The following is an 18,032-nucleotide window of genomic DNA, read 5'->3' on the forward strand; positions in this document are numbered from 1 at the left end:
GTGGCGGTGTGGGGGGTGCGGCGGCGGTCTAGAGGGGCGTCACGTACGCGCCCGCGATGCCTCCGTCGACCAGGAAGTCGCTGGCGTTGACGAAGGAGGAGTCGTCGCTGGCGAGGAAGGCGACCGCGGCGGCGATCTCCTCGGCCTCGGCGAAGCGGCCGACCGGGATGTGGACGAGGCGGCGCGCGGCCCGCTCGGGGTCCTTGGCGAACAGCTCCTGGAGGAGCGGGGTGTTGACCGGGCCGGGGCACAGGGCGTTGACGCGGATGCCCTCGCGGGCGAACTGCACGCCCAGCTCGCGGGACATCGCGAGGACGCCGCCCTTGGAGGCGGTGTAGGAGATCTGGCTGGTGGCCGCGCCCATGATCGCGACGAAGGAGGCGGTGTTGATGATGGAGCCCTTGCCCTGGCGGCGCATGTAGGGCAGGGCGGCCTTGCAGCAGAGGTAGACGGAGGTGAGGTTGACGTCCTGGACGCGCTTCCAGGCCTCCAGGCCGGTCTCCAGGATGGAGTCGTCGTCGGGGGGCGAGATGCCGGCGTTGTTGAAGGCGATGTCGACGGAGCCGTAGGTCTCGAAGGCGGTCCTGAACAGCGCCTCGACCTGCTCGGGGTCGGTGACGTCGACCTTCACGAAGGTTCCGCCGACCTCCTCGGCGGCGGCCTTGCCGGCGGTCTCGTCGATGTCGCCGCAGACGACGTTCGCGCCCTCGGAGGCCAGGCGGCGGGCGGTGGCGAGGCCGATGCCGCTGCCGGCTCCGGTGATGACGGCGGTGCGGCCGACGAGCCGGCGGCAGACGATCTCTTCGGTGCTGGTGCTGGTCATGGGTGCTCAGGCCTCCGTGCTGATGAAGACGTTCTTGGTTTCGGTGAAGGCGGTCAGTGCGTCGGGGCCGAGTTCGCGGCCGAGGCCGGACTTCCCGTAACCGCCGAACGGGGTCCAGTAGCGGACGCTGGAGTGGGAGTTGACGGAGAGGTTGCCGGCCCGGACGGCGCGGGAGGCACGCAGGGCGCGGCCGACGTCACGGGTCCAGATCGAGCCGGACAGGCCGTACTCGGTGGCGTTGGCGAGGCGGATCGCGTCCGCCTCGTCCTCGAAGGGGAGGACGACGGCGACGGGTCCGAAGACCTCCTCGACGGCGCAGGGGGCGTCCTCGGGGAGGCCGGTGAGGACGGTCGGCGGGAACCAGAAGCCGGGGCCCTCGGGGGCCTTGCCGCGGATGCCGGGGAGGTCGTCCGGCACGTAGGAGCGGACGCGGTCGAGCTGGGCGCGGGAGATGAGCGGGCCCATCTGGGTGCGCTCGTCGGCGGGGTCGCCGACGACGATCTCCTCGATCGCGGGGGTGAGCAGCTCCATGAAGCGGTCGTACGCGCTCCGCTGGACGAGGATGCGGGTACGGGCGCAGCAGTCCTGGCCGCTGTTGTCGAGGAAGGACATGGGGGTGGCCGCGGCGGCCGCTTCGAGGTCGGCGTCGGCGAAGACGATGTTGGGGCTCTTGCCGCCGAGTTCGAGGGTGACGCGCTTCACCTGGCCGGCGCACTTCGCCATGATCGACTTTCCGACCCGGGTGGAGCCGGTGAAGACGATCTTGGCGACGCCGGGGTGTTCGACGAGGGCGTCGCCCGCGACCGGTCCGGTGCCGGGGAGTACCTGGAAGAGGCCTTCGGGCAGGCCCGCCTCCAGGGCGAGTTCGGCGAGCCGGAGCGCGGTGAGCGGGGTGGTCTCGGCGGGCTTGAGGAGGACTGCGTTGCCGGCGGCGAGGGCGGGTGCGGTGGCCCAGGCGGCGATCGGCATGGGGAAGTTCCAGGGGGCGATGACGCCGACGACTCCGAGGGGTTCGAGGATCGTGACGTCCAGGCCGCCGGCCACGGGGATCTGGCGGCCGTTGAGGCGCTCCGCTCCCCCGGCGGCGAAGTCGAGGAGGTCGCGGACGTTGCCGGCCTCCCAGCGGGCGTTGCCGATGGTGTGGCCGGCCTCGGTCACCTCGAGGCGGGCGAGTTCCTCGACGTGGTCGTCGACGACGAGGGCGAAGCGGCGGAGCAGCCGGGCCCGGTCGGCGGGCGCGGCGGCGGCCCAGCCGCGCTGGGCGGCGGCGGCGCGGGCGACGGCGGCGTCGACGTCGGCCGGGGTGGCGGCGGGGACGGTGGCGACCGGCTCCTCGGTCGCCGGGTTCAGTACCTGGAGCAACTCGTTCCTCTCAGCGGCGGTTCGGAGGTGGTGCGGAGTCGTCTGGAGCGGGGGCGCGCGGGCGGCGCGGTTCAGTGGCGCTCGAAGGAGCGGCGCAGTTCCCAGTCCGTGACGGCCGCGTCGAAGGCGTCGAGCTCGACCCGCGCCATGTTGCGGTAGTGGGCGACGACCTCGTCCCCGAAGGCGGCCTTGGCGATCTCGCTGGTCTCCCAGAGTTCGGCGGCCTCGCGCAGGGTGGTGGGCACGTGCGCGTAGTCGGCGGTGTAGGCGTTCCCGGTGCAGGGCTCGGGGAGTTCGAGCTTCTGCTCGATGCCGTGCAGTCCGGCGGCGACCAGGCCGGCGACGGCGAGGTACGGGTTGACGTCGCCGCCGGGGAGGCGGTTCTCGAAGCGGGTCGAGCGGCCGTGGCCGACGACGCGGAGCGAGCAGGTGCGGTTGTCGTGGCCCCAGGCGACGGCGGTGGGTGCGAAGGAGCCGGGCTGGAAGCGCTTGTAGGAGTTGATGTTGGGCGCGTAGAGGAGGGAGAAGTCGCGGAGGGCGGCGAGCTGTCCGGCGAGGAAGTGCCGCATGGTCGCCGACGTCCCGTACCGGTCGTCGCCGGCCATCACGTTCGTCCCCGCGGCGTCCTGGAGGGAGAGGTGGATGTGGCAGGAGTTGCCCTCGCGCTCGTTGTACTTCGCCATGAAGGTGAGCGCGTAGCCCTCCTGGGCGGCGATCTCCTTGGCGCCCGTCTTGTAGACGGCGTGTCCGTCGCAGGTGGCGAGGGCCTCGTCGTACTTGAAGGCGATCTCGTGCTGGCCGGGGTTGCACTCGCCCTTGGCGGACTCGACGGTGAGTCCGGCGCCGGTCATCTCGTTGCGGATGCGGCGCAGAAGGGGTTCGATGCGTCCGGTGCCGAGGACGGAGTAGTCGATGTTGTACTGGTTGGCGGGGGTGAGGCCGCGGTAGTTCGCGTCCCAGGCCTGCTCGTAGCTGTCCCTGAAGACGATGAACTCGAGCTCGGTTCCGACGTGGGCGGTGAAACCGTGCTCCGCGAGGCGCTCCAGCTGGCGCCGGAGGATCTGGCGGGGCGCCGCGACGACGGGGCTGCCGTCGCCCCACGCGAGGTCCGCCGTCAGCATGGCGGTGGCCTCGTTCCAGGGGAGGCGGCGGAGGGTGGTGAGGTCGGGGTGCATGGCGAAGTCGCCGTAGCCGCGGTCCCAGGAGGACATCTCGAAGCCGTCGACGGTGTTCATCTCGGTGTCGACGGCCAGGAGGTAGTTGCAGCCCTCGGTGCCGTGGCCGAGTACCTCGTCCAGGAAGAACGGGGCGGCGAACCGCTTGCCCTGGAGCCGTCCCTGCATGTCGGGGAAGGCCAGGACGACGGTGTCGATGTCGCCGCTCGCGACGAGGGCGCGGAGCTCCTCGACGGTGAGCGGGGGTGTGCGGTCTGCCACGGGATTGCTCCTCCTTCGGCCTGCCGGAAGCCATAAGGTATTGCGGAAGACCATTGCTTGGGAAGTGCTGACAGAAAGGGAATCGAGAACGTGTCCCGTACGAGTGAACCGGCGGACCGGCTGACGCCCGTGCTGCGGCCCGTCCGGGCGGGCAACGGCTTCGAGGAGGCCCTGGAGCAGATCCTCCAGGTCGTGCGGCTGGGGCTGGTGCCCGGCGGCGAGCGGCTGCCCGCCGAGCGGGAGCTGGCGGACCGGATGGGGATCAGCCGGGTGACCCTGCGCGAGGTCCTCAAGGTCCTCCAGGAGCAGGGCCTGGTGGAGAGCCGGCGCGGCCGCTACGGCGGGACGTTCGTGCTGCCCCGCGTCCAGACCGCCGACGAGGACGAGCTGCGCCGCCGGATCGCCACCGTCGACATGGAGGACACCCTGCGCTTCCGCGAGGTCCTGGAGGTCGGCGCGGCCGGGCTCTGCGCGGCCCACGGCCTCGACGCGGCGGGCGCCGAGCGGCTGCGGACGGCCGTGGCCGCGACGCACGACGCCCCGCTCGCCGACTACCGCCGCCAGGACACCCTGCTCCACCTCACGCTGGCGGAGCTGTCCGGCTCCCCCACCCTCACCGCGCAGTACGCGGCCGTCCGGGCGACGGTGAACGACCTGCTGGACTGCATCCCGCTGCTCGTCCGCAACCTGGAGCACTCCCAGCACCAGCACACCGCCCTGGTGGACGCGGTCCTGGACGGCGACGCGGACGCCGCGCGCGAGGTGATGCGGGAGCACTGCTCGGGGACGGCCGCGCTGCTGCGGGGCTTCCTGACATGAGGCGGGCCGCCCCGGGGTACGCGACCGGGGCGCCCCCGGGAACCCCCGGGTGTACGACCGGGGCGCCCCCGGGTACGTAACCCGAAAGTAACGCACGGGGGTTGCGCTCTCCGGTCGGCACCGCAAAGGTATGGCACCAATCCATTGGGCCCGTTGCGGGGAGCTGACGCTGCCATGACGCTCGAAGACACCACCGGGAGTGCCGGAGGCACCACCCCACCGCAGGACGACTACCTGGAACGCCGCGCACTGCGCCGCGGCAGCGCCGGGTGGCTGCTGCTCACCGGGCTCGGCGTCGCCTACGTCGTCTCCGGGGACTTCTCCGGCTGGAACATCGGCCTCTCCAAGGGCGGCTTCGGCGGACTCGCCATCGCCACGGTCCTGATGGGCGCGATGTACGCCTGCCTGGTCTTCGCCCTCGCCGAGCTCTCCGCCATCCTGCCCACCGCCGGCGGCGGCTACGGCTTCGCCCGCCGGGCGCTCGGCACCTGGGGCGGGTTCCTCACCGGCACCGCGATCCTCATCGAGTACATCCTGGCGCCCGCCGCGATCTCCATCTTCATCGGCGACTACGTCGAGTCCCTCGGCCTGTTCGGGCTGGAGTCCGGCTGGCCGGTCTACCTGGTCTGCTTCGCCCTCTTCATCGGCATCCACCTGTGGGGCGTGGGCGAGGCCCTGCGCTTCAGCCTGATCGTGACGGCGATCGCGGTCGCGGCGCTCGTCGTCTTCGCGCTCGGCGCCCTCACCGACTTCCACGTCGACGGGCTGAACGACATCCCGGTCGACGGCGAGGCGTTCGGCGCGAACTCCTGGCTGCCGTTCGGTCTGCTCGGGATCTGGGCCGCGTTCCCCTTCGGCATGTGGTTCTTCCTCGGCGTGGAGGGCGTGCCGCTCGCCGCCGAGGAGGCCAAGGACCCGGTGCGGTCCATGCCGAAGGCCCTCGCGATCTCCATGGGGATCCTGGTGCTGCTCGCCGTGATGACCTTCTTCGCCGCGACCGGGGCGCGCGGCTCGGCCGCCGTCTCCGAGGCGGGCAACCCGCTGGTCGTGGCGCTCCAGGGCGACGGGGACCCGACCGCGCTCAGCCGCTTCGTGAACTACGCGGGCCTCGCCGGCCTGGTCGCCTCCTTCTTCTCCCTCATCTACGCGGGATCGCGCCAGCTCTTCGCCCTCTCCCGCGCGGGCTACCTGCCCCGCTTCCTCTCCCTCACCAGCCGCCGCAAGTCGCCGTACCTGGGGCTCCTCATCCCGGGCGCGATCGGCTTCGCGCTGGCCGCCGGGACCGGGGACGGGGCCCGGATGCTGAACATCGCCGTGTTCGGCGCCACCATCTCGTACGCCCTGATGGCGCTCTCCCACATCGTGCTGCGGCGCCGCGAGCCGGGGCTGCACCGGCCGTACCGCACGCCCGGCGGGATCGTCACCTCGTCGGTGGCCTTCGTCCTGGCCCTGTCGGCCCTCGTCGCGACGTTCCTGGTCGACCGGACGGCGGCGTTCATGGCCGTCGGGGTGTACGCGATCGCCCTCGCCTACTTCGCGTTCTACAGTCGACACCATCTGGTGGCCCGGGCGCCCGAGGAGGAGTTCGCGGCACTCGCGGCCGCCGAGGCCGAACTCGCACGTGACTGACCCCGACCGCCCGACCGCCCCTCAGCTCCCGTCCGCCCCGCACTCCCGCAGTCCCGTACTCCCGGAGGACGTTCCGTGTCCAAGCCGCTCATCGGCGTGACCACCTATCTGGACCAGGCCCGCTGGGGCGTGTGGGACATGCGGGCCGCGCTGCTCCCCGCGCCGTACCCCCGGCTCGTCCAGGAGAGCGGGGGGATCGCGGTGATGCTGCCGCCGGACGCGCCGGAGGCCGCGGCGGCGGTCGTGGCCCGGCTCGACGGCCTGGTGGTCGCGGGCGGGGCGGACGTGGAGCCCGTGCGGTACGGGGCCGCGCCCGACCCGCGCACCGGTCCGCCGGCCCGGGAGCGGGACGCCTGGGAGCTGGCCCTGATCGACGCGGCCCTCGCGTCCGGGACCCCGCTGCTCGGCATCTGCCGGGGCATGCAGCTCCTGAACGTGGCCCGCGGCGGGACGCTGGTGCAGCACCTGGACGGGCACGTCGAGGCGGTCGGGGTGATCGGCCGGCATCCGGTGAAGCCGGTGCCGGGGAGCCGGTACGCCGCCCTGGTGCCCGAGCTCGCCGAGGTCCCGACCTACCACCACCAGGCCGTGGACCGGCTCGGCGCCGGACTCGCGGCCTCGGCCCACGCGGAGGACGGCACCGTCGAGGCGGTCGAGCTGGCCGCCCCGGCCTGGGCCCTGGGCGTCCAGTGGCATCCGGAGATGGGCGAGGACCTGCGGGTGATGCGCGGACTCGTCGAAGCGGCGGCGGCGCGCGCGGCGGCCGGCCCGGCCCCGACGGCGCCGGCCCCGCGGGAGCCGGTGGCGTCCGGGGGCCAGGCCGGGGCGGGCGCCGGGGCGCCCTGAGCCGGGCCCGGTCTCCGGGCGTCGCCGGACAGGCCGCCGCCGCACGTCCGGGGCGGCCGTCCGTCCGGGGCGGGAGGGGCGGTGTCCGGTCACCCCCCGGCCCGGGCCTCGCGCAGGGTGCGGTCCTTCCGCATGAGGAGGGCGTAGAGCGCGGCGGCGACGCCCATGCCGGCCGGGAGGGAGAGGTCGATCCCGCCGAGGGCGGCGGCGACCGGTCCCGTGTAGAGGGTGTCGACGCAGAGGGCCGCCGCGGTGACGCCGCCGACGAGTGCGAGGCCGCCGGCCGGGTTGACGCCCCCGGTGTACCAGAAGGGGCTCTCGGGGGTCTCGTCGGAGAGCGCGGGGCCGTCGTAGCGGCACCGGCGCAGCAGCACGTCGGTCGCGTAGATCGCCATCAGGGGGCCGCTGAGGACGATGATCACCTGGAGGGCGTTGCTGACGGTGTCCAGGAAGTTGGAGACGAGCAGCCCGTAGAGGGTGAGGGCGACGGCGACGGCCCCGTCGAACAGCACGCTGACGGAGCGCCGGACGCGCAGGCCCACGGCCTGGAGCGCGAGTCCCGCGCTGTACGCAGTCAGCGCGTTGATCGCGATGGTGCCGAGGACCAGGGCGAGCAGGAAGAGCGGGACGAACCAGCCGGGCAGGATCTCCTGGAGCGCGGTCTGCGGGTCGGTCATGTCGACGGCGGTGGCGGCGAAGGCCCCCAGCGAACAGACGACGACGCTGGGCAGGAACGCACCGAACGCGGTCCAGGCGGCGATCGCCCGCTTCGAGGCGGTGCGGGGCAGGTAGCGGGAGAAGTCGGCGCTCGTGGTGTACGAGAGCGGGCCCGAGGCGATCATCGCGGTGCCGGCGAGCAACAGCGCCCAGAGTTCGCCCCCGCGGGCCGGCTCCGCGGGGGCGTACGAGAAGTCGGCGTGCCGCAGGACCGCGAACGCGACGACGGCGAAGGCCCCGGCGAGGACCAGGGTGATCGGCAGGTAGAGCCGGACGATCAGGGCGTGTCCGTAGACGCTGATGATCAGCGTGAGCGCGGCGATGACCACGATGACGGCCACCTCGACGGGGGTGCCGGCCGTGATGCCGGCCTTCTCGACGAGCGCGAAGGCGGCGGTGGCCGCGGCGGCCAGGTTCAGGGCGAAGTAGCAGACGGAGACCAGCCAGCCGCCCACCGCGTTGTTCACGCGGTTGCCGAGGACGCCGTACACGGCCCGGGTGATGACCTCGCTGGGTGCGCCGGCGGCCGGGCCCGAGGTGGCGAGGAGGCCGGGGAGCACCCAGAGCAGGTTGCCCACGACGATCACGCCGACGGCCTGCCAGAGGCTCAGGCCCATCAGGACGAGGGCGCCGCCGATGACCAGGCTCAGGTAGTTGACGTTCGCGGCCGCCCAGACGGAGAAGAGCTCGCGGGGGTGTCCGTGGCGCTCGGAGTCGGGGATGTGGTCGATGCCGTGGGCCTCGATCCGGCCGGGCCGGTCGGCGTCCCGCGGGGCGACCGATGCGGCCCGGGAGCCCGGGTGCGGGTCGGGGATCGTGGAAGTCATGCGGCCCTCCGGTGCGTGGGGTGCCCACCTGGTTGCTTATTGGTCGCACACTCAATAGCATCACGGTTATGTCGTCAAGCGTCCAGCGCAAGAGAGTGCGGAAGACCCCGGAAGCCCGGCGGGCGGAGATCGTGGAGACCGCCGCCCGGGTGGCCCTGACCGAGGGGCTGGAGTGCGTCACCCTCCGGCGGATCGCCGAGGAGCTCGCCGTCCGACCGGGGCTGATCAGCCATTACTTCCCCTCGGCGGAGGATCTGGTGGGCGAGGCGTTCAGCGTGGCCGCCACCGGCGAGCTCGACTCCCTGCTGCCCGCGGAGCGGCCGCACGGCACCCCCACGCAGTACCTCGCGCGCTACTTCGCCCTCTCCGCGGGCGAGGAGTACGACGACATCAGCCGCCTGTGGATCAACGCCCGGCACCTGAGCCGCTACCGCCCCGTCCTGCGCGACCGGGTCACCGAGCAGGAGCTGGCCTCCGACGACCGGCTGGAGGAGCTGATCCGCGAGGGCGTCGAGCGGGGCGAGTTCCGCACGGACGACCCGCGCGCCACCGCCATCCAGATCCTGGTGGTGCTCGACGGCCTCGGCGCCCACGCCAACAGCGACCGGACCGACCGGCCGGCGGCGGTGACCCGCATGCCTCTCACGACCGCCGAACGCGAGCTGGGGCTGCCGCACGGCGCGCTGTCCGACGTCCCGCCGCCGGGGGAACCCGCCTGACGGCACCTGCGCCCGGCCGGGCGGATCCGGCCGACCACACCCACACCCGCCCCGGCACCGGGTGCCGGTCCCGGCCCGCCGGACATCGCGCAGCGTCCGGCGACGGCACGCGCTGTCCGGCGTCCGGCCGTCCGGCGACAGCACGCGGCGACGGCCGCGTACCGTCACGCGGCGCCGGGTGACGGCCCGTCCGCCGGACCGCGGCCGGGAGGCCCGGCGCCCCGAGGGGTCCTCCCCCGCGTGCCGGCCGCCGAACCCGGGACCGACCCGTACCCCGGGCCGCCCCGCCGTCCCGTCCCCCGGGACCTCCGACCACCACCCCCACACCCCCGCCCCCACCCTCACCCCCTCCCCCGTCCCTCCCTGGAGCCACCCGTGCGCATCCGACTCGCCCTGCTCTCCGCCCGCCTGCTCGACCCCGGCACGGGGGCGTTCCTGCCCGACACCGCGCTGGCCGTCGCCGACGACGGCCGGATCGCCGCCCTCGGCGACGACCGCGACATCCGCGCGCTCGCCGGGCCCGGCACCACCGTCGTGGACCTCAAGGGCGCCGTGGTCACCCCCGGGCTCGTCGACGGGCACGTGCACCCCGTGACCGGCGCCGAGCTGACCCACGGCCTCGACCTGTCGTACTGCTCCGACCTGGACGACGTACGGGAAGCCCTCGCCCGCGAGGTCCGGAACCTCGGCCGGGGCGACTGGCTCTTCGGCTGGGGCCTCGACCCGAACGTCTTCGGCGACCACCCCGTCGGCATCGCCCCCTTCGACGCGGTCCTCGACGGCGTCCCCGCCTTCCTGCTGCTCTTCGACGCCCACTCGGCGCTCGCCAGCCGCCGCGCCCTGGAACTCGCCGGGGTCGACGGCCCCCGCACCTTCGCCCAGGCCTCCGCCGAGGTCGTCTGCGACGCCTCCGGCCGGCCGACCGGACTGCTCCAGGAGGACGCCGCCTGCGAGCTCGTCGAACGGGTCGCCCCGCGCCCGACGGCCGGGGAGAGCCGCGAACGGCTGGCCGCGGCCCTGCGGTCCATGGCCGCGGCCGGACTCACCGGCGGCCACGTCATGGACGCGAACGGCGAGAGCCTCGCCCTGTACGGGGAGCTCGACGCGGCCGGCGACCTGGCGCTCCGCCTGCGGGTGGCGCCCTGGTGCCAGCCCGGCACGGACGAGGACGGCGTACGGGACCTCATCGCCGGGCAGGGCGTCGGCGGCGCGCTCTGGCGGGTCGCGGGCGTGAAGCTCTTCATGGACGGCACCATCGACAACGGCACCGCGTGGCTGGAGAAGCCCGACTGCCACGGGGAGTCCACCCACGCGTTCTGGCCGGACCCCGAGGCGTACACCCGCATCGTCGGCGAGCTGCACCGGGCCGGGGTCGCGACCGCCACCCACGCCATCGGCGACGCGGCCGTGCGGCACGCGCTCGACGCCGTCGAGAAGGCGCGGGGCGGCGAGCGGGGCACGGTGCGGCACCGGGTCGAGCACATCGAGACCGTCCCGGACGACACCCTGCGCCGCTTCGCGGAGCTGGGGGTGATCGCCTCCATGCAGCCCACCCACTGCTGCGACTTCACCCGCGCCGACCACACCGACAACTGGTCGCGCCGCCTCGGCGAGGAGCGCGCCTCGCGCGCGTGGCGCTGCCGGGACCTGGTCGACTCGGGGGCCGCGGTGGTCCTCGGCTCCGACTGGCCGATCGCCCCGTTCCCGCCGCTCGGCGTCATGGCCGGCGCTCGGCACCGGCGCCCCGGCCGCGACCTCGGCAGCCCGCCGCACGGCCCCGAGCAGGCCCTGACCGCGCTGGAGGCGCTGCGCGGCATGACGACGGCGGCGGCGTACGCGGCGGGCGAGGAGCACGAGGCGGGACGGCTCGCGCTCGGCTTCCGCGCCGACCTCACGGTCTTCGCGGACAGCCCGCTGACGACCCCGGCGACGGACCTGCCGGACCTCCCGGTCCTGCTGACGGTCCTGGACGGCCGGATCACGCACCGGGCCGCGGGGGTCTGACGAACGCACGACGGTGGCGCGCGCCCGCCCCGCCGTTCAGCCCGTGGGACGGGCCCGGGTCAGGGACAGGAGGTCGCGGGCCGGGCCCGTCGGGCGGTGGCCGGACGGCCAGACCGCGCGGAGGTCGCGGCGCAGCCGCGCCCCCTCCACCGGGATGGCGACCAGTCGCCGCGAGGCCAGTTCCTCGGCGACCGCGAGTTCGCTGAGGACGGCCGGCCCCGCCCCGCTGACCGCCGCGGCCTTGACCGCCGTCGTCGAGGCGAGTTCGAGCAGCGGCTGCGCGAGGCCGCCGTGGCCCGAAAGGGCCGCGTCGAGCACCTGCCGGGTGCCCGAGCCGCGTTCCCGCAGGACCAGCGGGGTGGCGGCGAGCTCCGCCGGGTCCAGCGGGCCGCGGCGGCGCGCCCAGGGGTGCGAGGGCGCGGCCACGATCACCAGCCGGTCGTGCGCGACGACGACCCCGTCGAGGCCGTCCGGCACCGCGAGGCCCTCCACGAAGCCCATGTCCGCCTCGTTCGCGAGCAACCGCTCCGCGACGACCGCCGAGTTCCCCGCCTGGAGCGACACCGCCGTGCCAGGGCGCTCGGCGCGCAGCGCGATCAGCCAGCCGGGCAGCAGGTACTCGGCGATCGTCATCGACGCGGCCACCCTCAGCCGGGAGTCCCGCCTCCCCCGCAGCGCCTGCGCGCCCGCGTCGAAGGCCTCGGCCGCCTCGACGATGCGCCGCGCCCAGTCGGTGACGAGCGCGCCCGCGTCCGTGAGCCGCGAACCGCGCGGCGAACGGTCGACCAGGGCCACCCCGAGCTGCCGCTCCATCGACCGGATCCGGCTGCTGGCCGCGGGCTGGGTGATGCCGACCTCCCGCGCGGCCGCGCCGAGGCTCCCGTGCCGCGCGACGGCGAGGAGCAGCTCCAGCGCCCCGAGGTCGGGGACCCGGTGATGGAGCTGGGCCCGGCCCCCGGAGCCGTACGCCTCGGTCCTGTGCCCGCCCGCCCGCTGCTCCTCGTGCCGCTCCCCGCGGTGCTCCCCGTTGCTGGCCATAAAGCCAGCTTATGACGTCATAGCCGCATGATCCCTGGTGGGGGCGGGGCGATCGGACGACGGTGGAGTCATGGCAAGCCTCGCACCTCCCCTCCCCGCCGTCCGCGCCACCACCCCCGGCGCCCGGCCGGACGCCTCACCGGCCCGCTCCGTCCGCCACCTCGGACCCAACTGGTACGCCGCCGTGATGGGGACGGCCATCGTGGCCAGTGCGGGCGCGGGGCTCCCCGTCGACCTCCCCGGCCTCCGCACGGCCTGCGCGGCGGTCTGGGCGCTGTCCCTCGCGATGCTGCTCGCCCTGGTCGCCGCCCGTACCGCGCACTGGGTCCGCCACCGCGACCAGGCCCGCGCCCACCTCCTGGACCCGGCCGTGGCGCCGTTCTACGGCTGTCTGTCGATGGCGCTGCTCGCGGTCGGCGGCGGCGCCGTGATCGTGGGCCGGGACTGGATCGGGCTGCCCGCCGCCGTCGCGCTGGACGCCGTCCTGTTCACCGTCGGCACGGTCGTCGGACTGGCCGCCGCCGTCGGCATCCCGTACCTCATGGTCGTGCACCACCGGATCGAGGGCGCGTCCCCGGTGTGGCTGCTCCCGGTCGTCGCCCCCATGGTCTCCGCCGCGCTCGGCCCGCTGCTGGTGCCCCACCTGCCCGCGGGCCAGGCCCAGGAGACCCTGCTCCTCGCCTGCTGGGGGATGTTCGGCCTCAGCCTCCTCGCGACGCTGGTCATGCTGCCGCTGGTGTTCGGCCGGCTGGTGACGGGCGGCCCGCTGCCCCTCGCCCTCACCCCCACCCTCTTCCTCGTCCTCGGCCCGCTCGGCCAGTCGACGACCGCCGCGAACAAGTTCGCCGACGTCGCGCCGGGCGTGCTCCCCGCCCCGTACGCGCACGGCTTCGCGTCCTTCGCCGTCCTCTACGGCGTGCCCGTGATGGGCTTCGCCCTGCTGTGGCTGGCGCTCGCCGGTGCGCTGGTGCTGCGGGCACGGCGGCGCGGGATGGGTTTCGCGATGACCTTCTGGGCGTTCACGTTCCCCGTCGGGACCTGTGTGACCGGCGCCGAGGGGCTCGCGCAGCACACCGGTCTGGCCGCGTTCCGGTGGCTCGCGATCGGCCTGTACGTGTTCCTCGTCGCGGCCTGGCTGGTGGCCGGGACCCACACGGTCCGCGGCCTGCTCAGCGGCGCGCTGCCCGCAGCGCCCGCTCCAGCACCCGCGGCGCCTCGACGAGGGACGGGCCGTACCAGGTGAGGTGACGTCCGTCGACGAGCGCGGCGGCGGTCCCGGGGAAGGCCTCGGGGCCGTCGTCGGGCGTGAAGCGGTACGGCTCGTCGGGCAGGACGACGAGGTCGGGCGCGGCGGCGCGGAGCTCGTCGAGCGGCAGCCGGGGGTAGCGCTCGGGGTGGTCGGCGTACAGGTTGCGGACGCCGAGGCGGGCCAGCAGGTCGCCGGCGAAGGTGTCCCGGCCGAGGACCATCCAGGGGCGCCGCCAGATCGGCACCACGGCGGTGGACTCCCTCTCGGGGGCGACCGCGGCCCAGGCCGCCTCGGCGTCGTCGAGCCAGCGGGGCCGGCGGGGCGCGCCGCACGCGGCGAGGACCCGCTCCAGCTCGCTGAAGCCCTCGTCGAGGGTGCGGATGTCGGTGACCAGGACGTCGAGCCCGGCGGCCCGGAGTGCGGCGAGGTCGGCGGCCCGGTTCTCCTCCTCGTTGGCGAGGACGAGGTCGGGGCGGAGGCCGGCGATCGCGTGGACGTCGGGGTTCTTGGTCCCGCCGATCCGCGCCGCGCCGAGGCCCGCGGGGTGGCTGCACCAGTCCGTGGCCCCGACGACCAGGCCGGGCGCGGTGACGGCGACGGCCTCGGTCAGGGACGGCACCAGGGAGACGACCCTGGCGACCGTGCCGCGGCCGGCGCTCACTCCTCCTCGGCCTCGACGTGCTCGGCGACGGCGACGACGAGGAGCCGGGTGCCGGCCTCCGTGGCGCGCCAGCGGTGCCGGACCCCGCCCGAGAGGTAGAGGGTGTCGCCGCGCCCGAGGCGGTACGCGCGTCCCTCCGCCTCGACCTCGGCGGCCCCGTCGGCCACGTACAGCAGTTCGTCGTTGCGGTGCTGGAACTCGCGTCCCGCGTCCTGCTCGCCGGTGAACTCCAGGGCGTGCAGCTGGTGGCGGCCGCGGACGATCGCCCGGACGCCGGGCGGGAGGGCGGGGGAGGTCTCGTCCGCCCGGACGACGTCGACGGTGCGGGAGGCCTCGGCGGCGGCCAGGAGTTCGGCCGCGGTGGTCTCCAGGGCGTCGGCGACGAGCCCGAGGGAGCGGGAGCTGGGGCGGGCCCGGTCGTTCTCGACCTGGCTGAGGAAGGGCACGGACAGTCCGCTGCGCGAGGAGACGACGGCCAGCGTCAGCTGGAGCGCTCTGCGTCGCCTCTTGACGGCCGCTCCCACGCGGGGTGATTCCTTCTCGTCCATGTCGGCCCCCTCCCTCGTGCCTCGTGCGTACCCGTACCGGGCGGTTACCTGAACCTTACGCAGCTTTGGGGCGGGGTTTCGCGTCGTGACGAAAAGGGGTGGTCGCCGAACACGTTCGGCGACCACCCCTTTTCGGACAGGTACTGTTCACCTGTCTCCGCCGGCCGCCGGGAGGCGGCCGCCGGTCTACTGCGGCGTGAGCTTCTCGGCGAGGCCCGGGTTGTCGTCCAGCCAGGTGCGGACGGCCTCCTGCTCCTTGCCCTTGCCGGTCTCCTGGATGACGGCTTCGAGGTCGGTGAGCTGCTTCTCGGTGAGCTCGAAGTTCTTCAGCCAGGCTCCGACCTCGGGGTTCTCGGCGGAGAATCCCTTGCGGGCCAGGGTGTGGACGCCGTCGCCCTTGCCCCAGGAGCCCTTGGGGTCGGCGAGCTTCTTCAGGTCGTGGGCGGAGTAGGCCCAGTGCGGCGACCAGAGCGTCACCACGACCGGTTCCTTGCGCTCGTAGGCGCGCTTCAGCTCGGCGAGCATCCCGGGCGTGGAGCCGTCGACGACCTTGTACTCACCCTGGAGCCCGTACTCCTTGACGACCTTGTCCTTGAGGATGCCCATCATGCCGGCGCTGGGCTCGATGCCGACGATCCGGCCCTTGAACTGCCCGGACTTGCCCTTGAGGTCGGCGAGCGAGTCGACGCCCTTCACGTACGAGGGGACGGAGAGCTCCAGGGAGGTGGGGCCGTACCAGGAGCCGAGGTCCTCCAGCTTGTTCTTGTACTTCTCCCAGTACTGGGCGTGGGTGACGGGCAGCCAGGAGTCGGTCTGGAAGTCGAGCTGGCCGCCGGCCAGGCCGGTGTAGAGCGCGCCGGCCTCCAGCTGCTTGGTGTCGACCTCGTACCCGCGGCGCTCCAGGAGCTCCTTCCAGAGGAACGTGGAGGCGATGCCCTCGTCCCAGGGGATGTAGCCGATGCTGACCTTCTTGCCGTTGCCGGCGGTGGCCGAGCCCGCTCCGTGGCCGCCGAGGATGCCGGTGCCGCCGGCGACGAGGGCGAGGACGACGACGCCGACGAGCGCGGTGACGGGCTGGGGGCGGTGGGCCCACAGCTTGGCCCCGGGACGCTTGGCGGAGAGCGCGGCGCGGGCCTTGGCGGCGGCGCGGCGGCCGAGCGGGGAGACCTGGCGGCCGAGGGCGCCGGTCATCCGGTCGAGGTACATGGCGAGGACGACGATGGAGACGCCCGCCTCGAAGCCGAGGCCGATGTCGACGTTGCCGATGGCGCGGTAGACGGCGCCGCCGAGCCCGCCGCCGCCGACCATGCCGGCGATGACGACCATGGACAGGCCGAGCATGATGACCTGGTTGACGCCCGCCATGATCGTCGGCAGGGCCAGCGGCAGCTGCACGCGCAGCAGGGTGCTGCGGGGCGTGGTGCCGAACGCCTCGGCGGCCTCGACGAGTTCGCCGTCGACCTGCCGGATGCCCAGCTCGGTCATGCGGACGCCCGGGGGCAGCGCGAAGACGATGGTGGCGATGATGCCGGGAACGACGCCGACGCCGAAGAAGATGATGCCGGGGATGAGGTACACCATGGCCGGCATGGTCTGCATGAAGTCGAGGACCGGCCGGAGCACGGCGCTGACGTGCTTCGAGCGGGCCGCCCAGATGCCGAGCGGTACGGCGATCACGAGGGTGACCAGCGTCGCGACGAGGACGAGCGAGAGCGTCGCCATCGCCTCGTCCCACAGCTGGACCGAGTCGACGAGCACGAAGCCGGCGAAGGCGAGCACGCCGGCGGCGAGCCCGCGCAGCCACCAGGCGACGACGGCGAGGATGCCGGCGAAGATCAGCGGCTGGGGCGCGGAGAGGACGGCGTCGATGCCGTCGTAGAGGCCGGTGACGCCGCCGCTGACGGCGTCGAAGAGCCAGGAGAACTGGGACTGGAGCCAGTCGACGGAGCTGTCGACCCAGTCGCCGAGGGGAAGCCTAGGCACGGGCGGTCAGCTCCTTCTTCGCGCGGGTGGCGGCCGCGGTGTCGTCCGCGTCGCCCTCGGGGCCGGCGGGCACGTCGTCCGCGGCTCCGCGGGACGTCCGGCCGGGGGCGGCGGGGCCACCGGCGGACGCGCCGTCCGGGTGGTCGGCGTCCCGGGCGCCCAGTCCGCCCATCACGGCGAGCAGCCGCTCCGCCGGTACGACTCCGAGGACGGCGCCGTCGGAGTCCTTCACGGTCACGGGGTGCGGGGCGCGGGCGGCCTCGGCGCACAGGTCGGCGACGAGCGTGTCCGGTCCGACCGGCCGGCAGGGGCAGTCGTCGGGGCACTCGGCGGGGGTGGCGCCGGCCGTCATGACGGCGGAGGCGGTGAGCACCCGGGAGCGGTCGACGTCCTGGATGAAGGAGGCGACGTAGTCGTCGGCGGGGCGGACCAGGATGTCCTCGGCGGTGCCGAGCTGCACGATCCGGCCGTCGCGCATGACGGCGATCCGGTCGCCGAGGCGCATCGCCTCGTTCAGGTCGTGGGTGATGAAGACGATGGTCTTCTTCAGCCGCTGCTGGAGGACGAGGAGCTGGTCCTGCATGTCGCGGCGGATCAGCGGGTCGAGGGCGCTGAAGGACTCGTCCATGAGGAGCAGGTCGGCGTCGGTCGCGAGGGCGCGGGCCAGGCCGACGCGCTGCTGCATGCCGCCGGAGAGCTCGTCGGGCCAGGACTTCTCCCAGCCGGCGAGGCCGCAGAGTTCCAGGGCCTCGGCGGCCCGGGACTCGCGCTCGGCACGCGCGACACCCTGGACCTCCAGGCCGTACGCGGCGTTCTCCAGGACGTTCCGGTGCGGGAACAGCGCGAAGTGCTGGAACACCATGCTGATCTTGGTGGAGCGCACCGCGCGCAGCTCGCGGGGCGACAGCGCGGTGAGGTCCCGCCCGTCGAAGAGGACCCGGCCGGCGGTGGGCTCCAGCAGGCCGTTCAGCATGCGGAGGAGGGTCGACTTGCCGGACCCGGAGAGGCCCATCACGACGAAGATCTGGCCGGGCTCCACGACGAAACCGGCGTCCACGACAGCCGCCGTCGTCCCCTCGGCCCGCAGCTCCTCCCGGTCGGCGCCGGCGGCGAGCCTGCGGACGGCTTCCTCAGGTCGTCTGCCGAACACCTTGAACAGGTGATCTGCCTGGAGCCTTGACACATGAACCTCACGGGTAGCAACGAAAAACGGCCCCTGCCACCCCCGCGCGGTAGGGCCGTGGAGCGGGCGGGATCGGCCCGCGGGCCCGTCGCGTACGGGGATCCTTTTGTTGAATCCCGTACCGGGTTCCGCTCCGGGCTCGCGCCTGCCCGGGCCCCGAGAGTGCAAACGCAAAGGTGACGGGGGTC

The 18,032-nt window shown here is 74.0% G+C and carries 15 protein-coding genes; 6 read left to right on the forward strand and 9 right to left on the reverse strand.

What is annotated here, in order from left to right; translation table 11 throughout:
• Positions 1-28: 28 nt before the first annotated feature.
• The 3 genes from ACF09E_RS19505 to ACF09E_RS19515 form a co-directional block, all read right to left on the reverse strand.
• Positions 29-823 (reverse strand): 3-oxoacyl-ACP reductase, encoded by a 795-nt coding sequence (locus tag ACF09E_RS19505; protein ID WP_392206269.1) that lies wholly within the window; start codon positions 821-823, stop codon positions 29-31.
• A gap of 6 nt (positions 824-829) precedes the next feature.
• Positions 830-2,185 carry an aldehyde dehydrogenase family protein gene (locus ACF09E_RS19510; protein ID WP_392206270.1) on the reverse strand — a complete coding sequence of 452 codons (1,356 nt, stop codon included), beginning with the start codon at positions 2,183-2,185 and terminating at the stop codon, positions 830-832.
• 71 nt (positions 2,186-2,256) lie between these two features.
• Complete coding sequence (locus ACF09E_RS19515) at positions 2,257-3,621, reverse strand: glutamine synthetase family protein (RefSeq protein ID WP_392206271.1); 1,365 nt, start codon at positions 3,619-3,621, stop codon at positions 2,257-2,259.
• A gap of 90 nt (positions 3,622-3,711) precedes the next feature.
• On the opposite strand from ACF09E_RS19515, the gene ACF09E_RS19520 reads away from it, so the two are divergent.
• From ACF09E_RS19520 to ACF09E_RS19530, 3 genes are all read left to right on the forward strand, one after another.
• Entirely contained in the window at positions 3,712-4,440 is a 729-nt protein-coding gene (locus ACF09E_RS19520; RefSeq protein ID WP_392206272.1) for a FadR/GntR family transcriptional regulator, read from the forward strand.
• A gap of 174 nt (positions 4,441-4,614) precedes the next feature.
• Positions 4,615-6,069 (forward strand): ethanolamine permease, encoded by a 1,455-nt coding sequence (gene eat, locus ACF09E_RS19525; RefSeq protein ID WP_388804630.1) that lies wholly within the window; start codon positions 4,615-4,617, stop codon positions 6,067-6,069.
• Between the two features lie 75 nt (positions 6,070-6,144).
• Complete coding sequence (locus tag ACF09E_RS19530) at positions 6,145-6,915, forward strand: gamma-glutamyl-gamma-aminobutyrate hydrolase family protein (protein WP_392206273.1); 771 nt, start codon at positions 6,145-6,147, stop codon at positions 6,913-6,915.
• An 89-nt stretch (positions 6,916-7,004) separates the two neighbouring features.
• Here the strand turns inward: ACF09E_RS19530 and ACF09E_RS19535 are convergent, their stop codons facing one another.
• Positions 7,005-8,459 carry a purine-cytosine permease family protein gene (locus tag ACF09E_RS19535; protein ID WP_392206274.1) on the reverse strand — a complete coding sequence of 485 codons (1,455 nt, stop codon included), beginning with the start codon at positions 8,457-8,459 and terminating at the stop codon, positions 7,005-7,007.
• A 68-nt stretch (positions 8,460-8,527) separates the two neighbouring features.
• On the opposite strand from ACF09E_RS19535, the gene ACF09E_RS19540 reads away from it, so the two are divergent.
• Together ACF09E_RS19540 and ACF09E_RS19545 are read left to right on the forward strand one after the other, a co-directional pair.
• Entirely contained in the window at positions 8,528-9,178 is a 651-nt protein-coding gene (locus tag ACF09E_RS19540) for a TetR family transcriptional regulator (RefSeq protein WP_361863302.1), read from the forward strand.
• A gap of 375 nt (positions 9,179-9,553) precedes the next feature.
• Positions 9,554-11,182 (forward strand): amidohydrolase, encoded by a 1,629-nt coding sequence (locus tag ACF09E_RS19545; protein ID WP_392206275.1) that lies wholly within the window; start codon positions 9,554-9,556, stop codon positions 11,180-11,182.
• 36 nt (positions 11,183-11,218) lie between these two features.
• Here ACF09E_RS19545 and ACF09E_RS19550 read toward each other — a convergent pair whose 3' ends face one another.
• Positions 11,219-12,220: a LysR family transcriptional regulator gene (locus tag ACF09E_RS19550; protein WP_392206276.1), complete on the reverse strand. Its 1,002-nt coding sequence runs from the start codon at positions 12,218-12,220 to the stop codon at positions 11,219-11,221.
• A gap of 70 nt (positions 12,221-12,290) precedes the next feature.
• Between ACF09E_RS19550 and ACF09E_RS19555 the strand changes: the two genes are divergently transcribed.
• Positions 12,291-13,463: a TDT family transporter gene (locus ACF09E_RS19555; RefSeq protein WP_392206277.1), complete on the forward strand. Its 1,173-nt coding sequence runs from the start codon at positions 12,291-12,293 to the stop codon at positions 13,461-13,463.
• Here ACF09E_RS19555 and ACF09E_RS19560 read toward each other — a convergent pair.
• The 4 genes from ACF09E_RS19560 to ACF09E_RS19575 form a co-directional block, all read right to left on the reverse strand.
• Positions 13,390-14,130: a helical backbone metal receptor gene (locus tag ACF09E_RS19560; RefSeq protein WP_392206278.1), complete on the reverse strand. Its 741-nt coding sequence runs from the start codon at positions 14,128-14,130 to the stop codon at positions 13,390-13,392. The genes ACF09E_RS19555 and ACF09E_RS19560 overlap by 74 nt on opposite strands.
• Complete coding sequence (locus tag ACF09E_RS19565) at positions 14,127-14,678, reverse strand: helix-turn-helix domain-containing protein (protein ID WP_361859687.1); 552 nt, start codon at positions 14,676-14,678, stop codon at positions 14,127-14,129. The genes ACF09E_RS19560 and ACF09E_RS19565 overlap by 4 nt, the downstream gene beginning before the upstream one ends.
• A gap of 186 nt (positions 14,679-14,864) precedes the next feature.
• A complete protein-coding gene (locus ACF09E_RS19570) occupies positions 14,865-16,661 on the reverse strand; it encodes an ABC transporter permease/substrate binding protein (protein WP_392206279.1) in 1,797 nt (598 codons plus the stop codon).
• Complete coding sequence (locus ACF09E_RS19575) at positions 16,654-17,844, reverse strand: glycine betaine/L-proline ABC transporter ATP-binding protein (protein WP_392206280.1); 1,191 nt, start codon at positions 17,842-17,844, stop codon at positions 16,654-16,656. The genes ACF09E_RS19570 and ACF09E_RS19575 overlap by 8 nt, the downstream gene beginning before the upstream one ends.
• Between the last annotated feature and the right edge of the window lie 188 nt (positions 17,845-18,032).

Origin of the sequence: Streptomyces sp. NPDC014891 (assembly GCF_043081085.1) — a bacterium.
Taxonomy (GTDB): Bacteria; Actinomycetota; Actinomycetes; order Streptomycetales; family Streptomycetaceae; genus Streptomyces.

Coding starts and splice junctions, on each gene's coding strand:
- ACF09E_RS19505 (WP_392206269.1), bottom strand. CDS start 823: ATGACCAGCACCAGCACCGAAGAGATCGTCTGCCGCCGGCTCGTCGGC.
- eat (WP_388804630.1), top strand. CDS start 4,615: ATGACGCTCGAAGACACCACCGGGAGTGCCGGAGGCACCACCCCACCG.
- ACF09E_RS19535 (WP_392206274.1), bottom strand. CDS start 8,459: ATGACTTCCACGATCCCCGACCCGCACCCGGGCTCCCGGGCCGCATCG.
- ACF09E_RS19540 (WP_361863302.1), top strand. CDS start 8,528: ATGTCGTCAAGCGTCCAGCGCAAGAGAGTGCGGAAGACCCCGGAAGCC.
- ACF09E_RS19550 (WP_392206276.1), bottom strand. CDS start 12,220: ATGGCCAGCAACGGGGAGCACCGCGGGGAGCGGCACGAGGAGCAGCGG.
- ACF09E_RS19555 (WP_392206277.1), top strand. CDS start 12,291: ATGGCAAGCCTCGCACCTCCCCTCCCCGCCGTCCGCGCCACCACCCCC.
- ACF09E_RS19565 (WP_361859687.1), bottom strand. CDS start 14,678: ATGGACGAGAAGGAATCACCCCGCGTGGGAGCGGCCGTCAAGAGGCGA.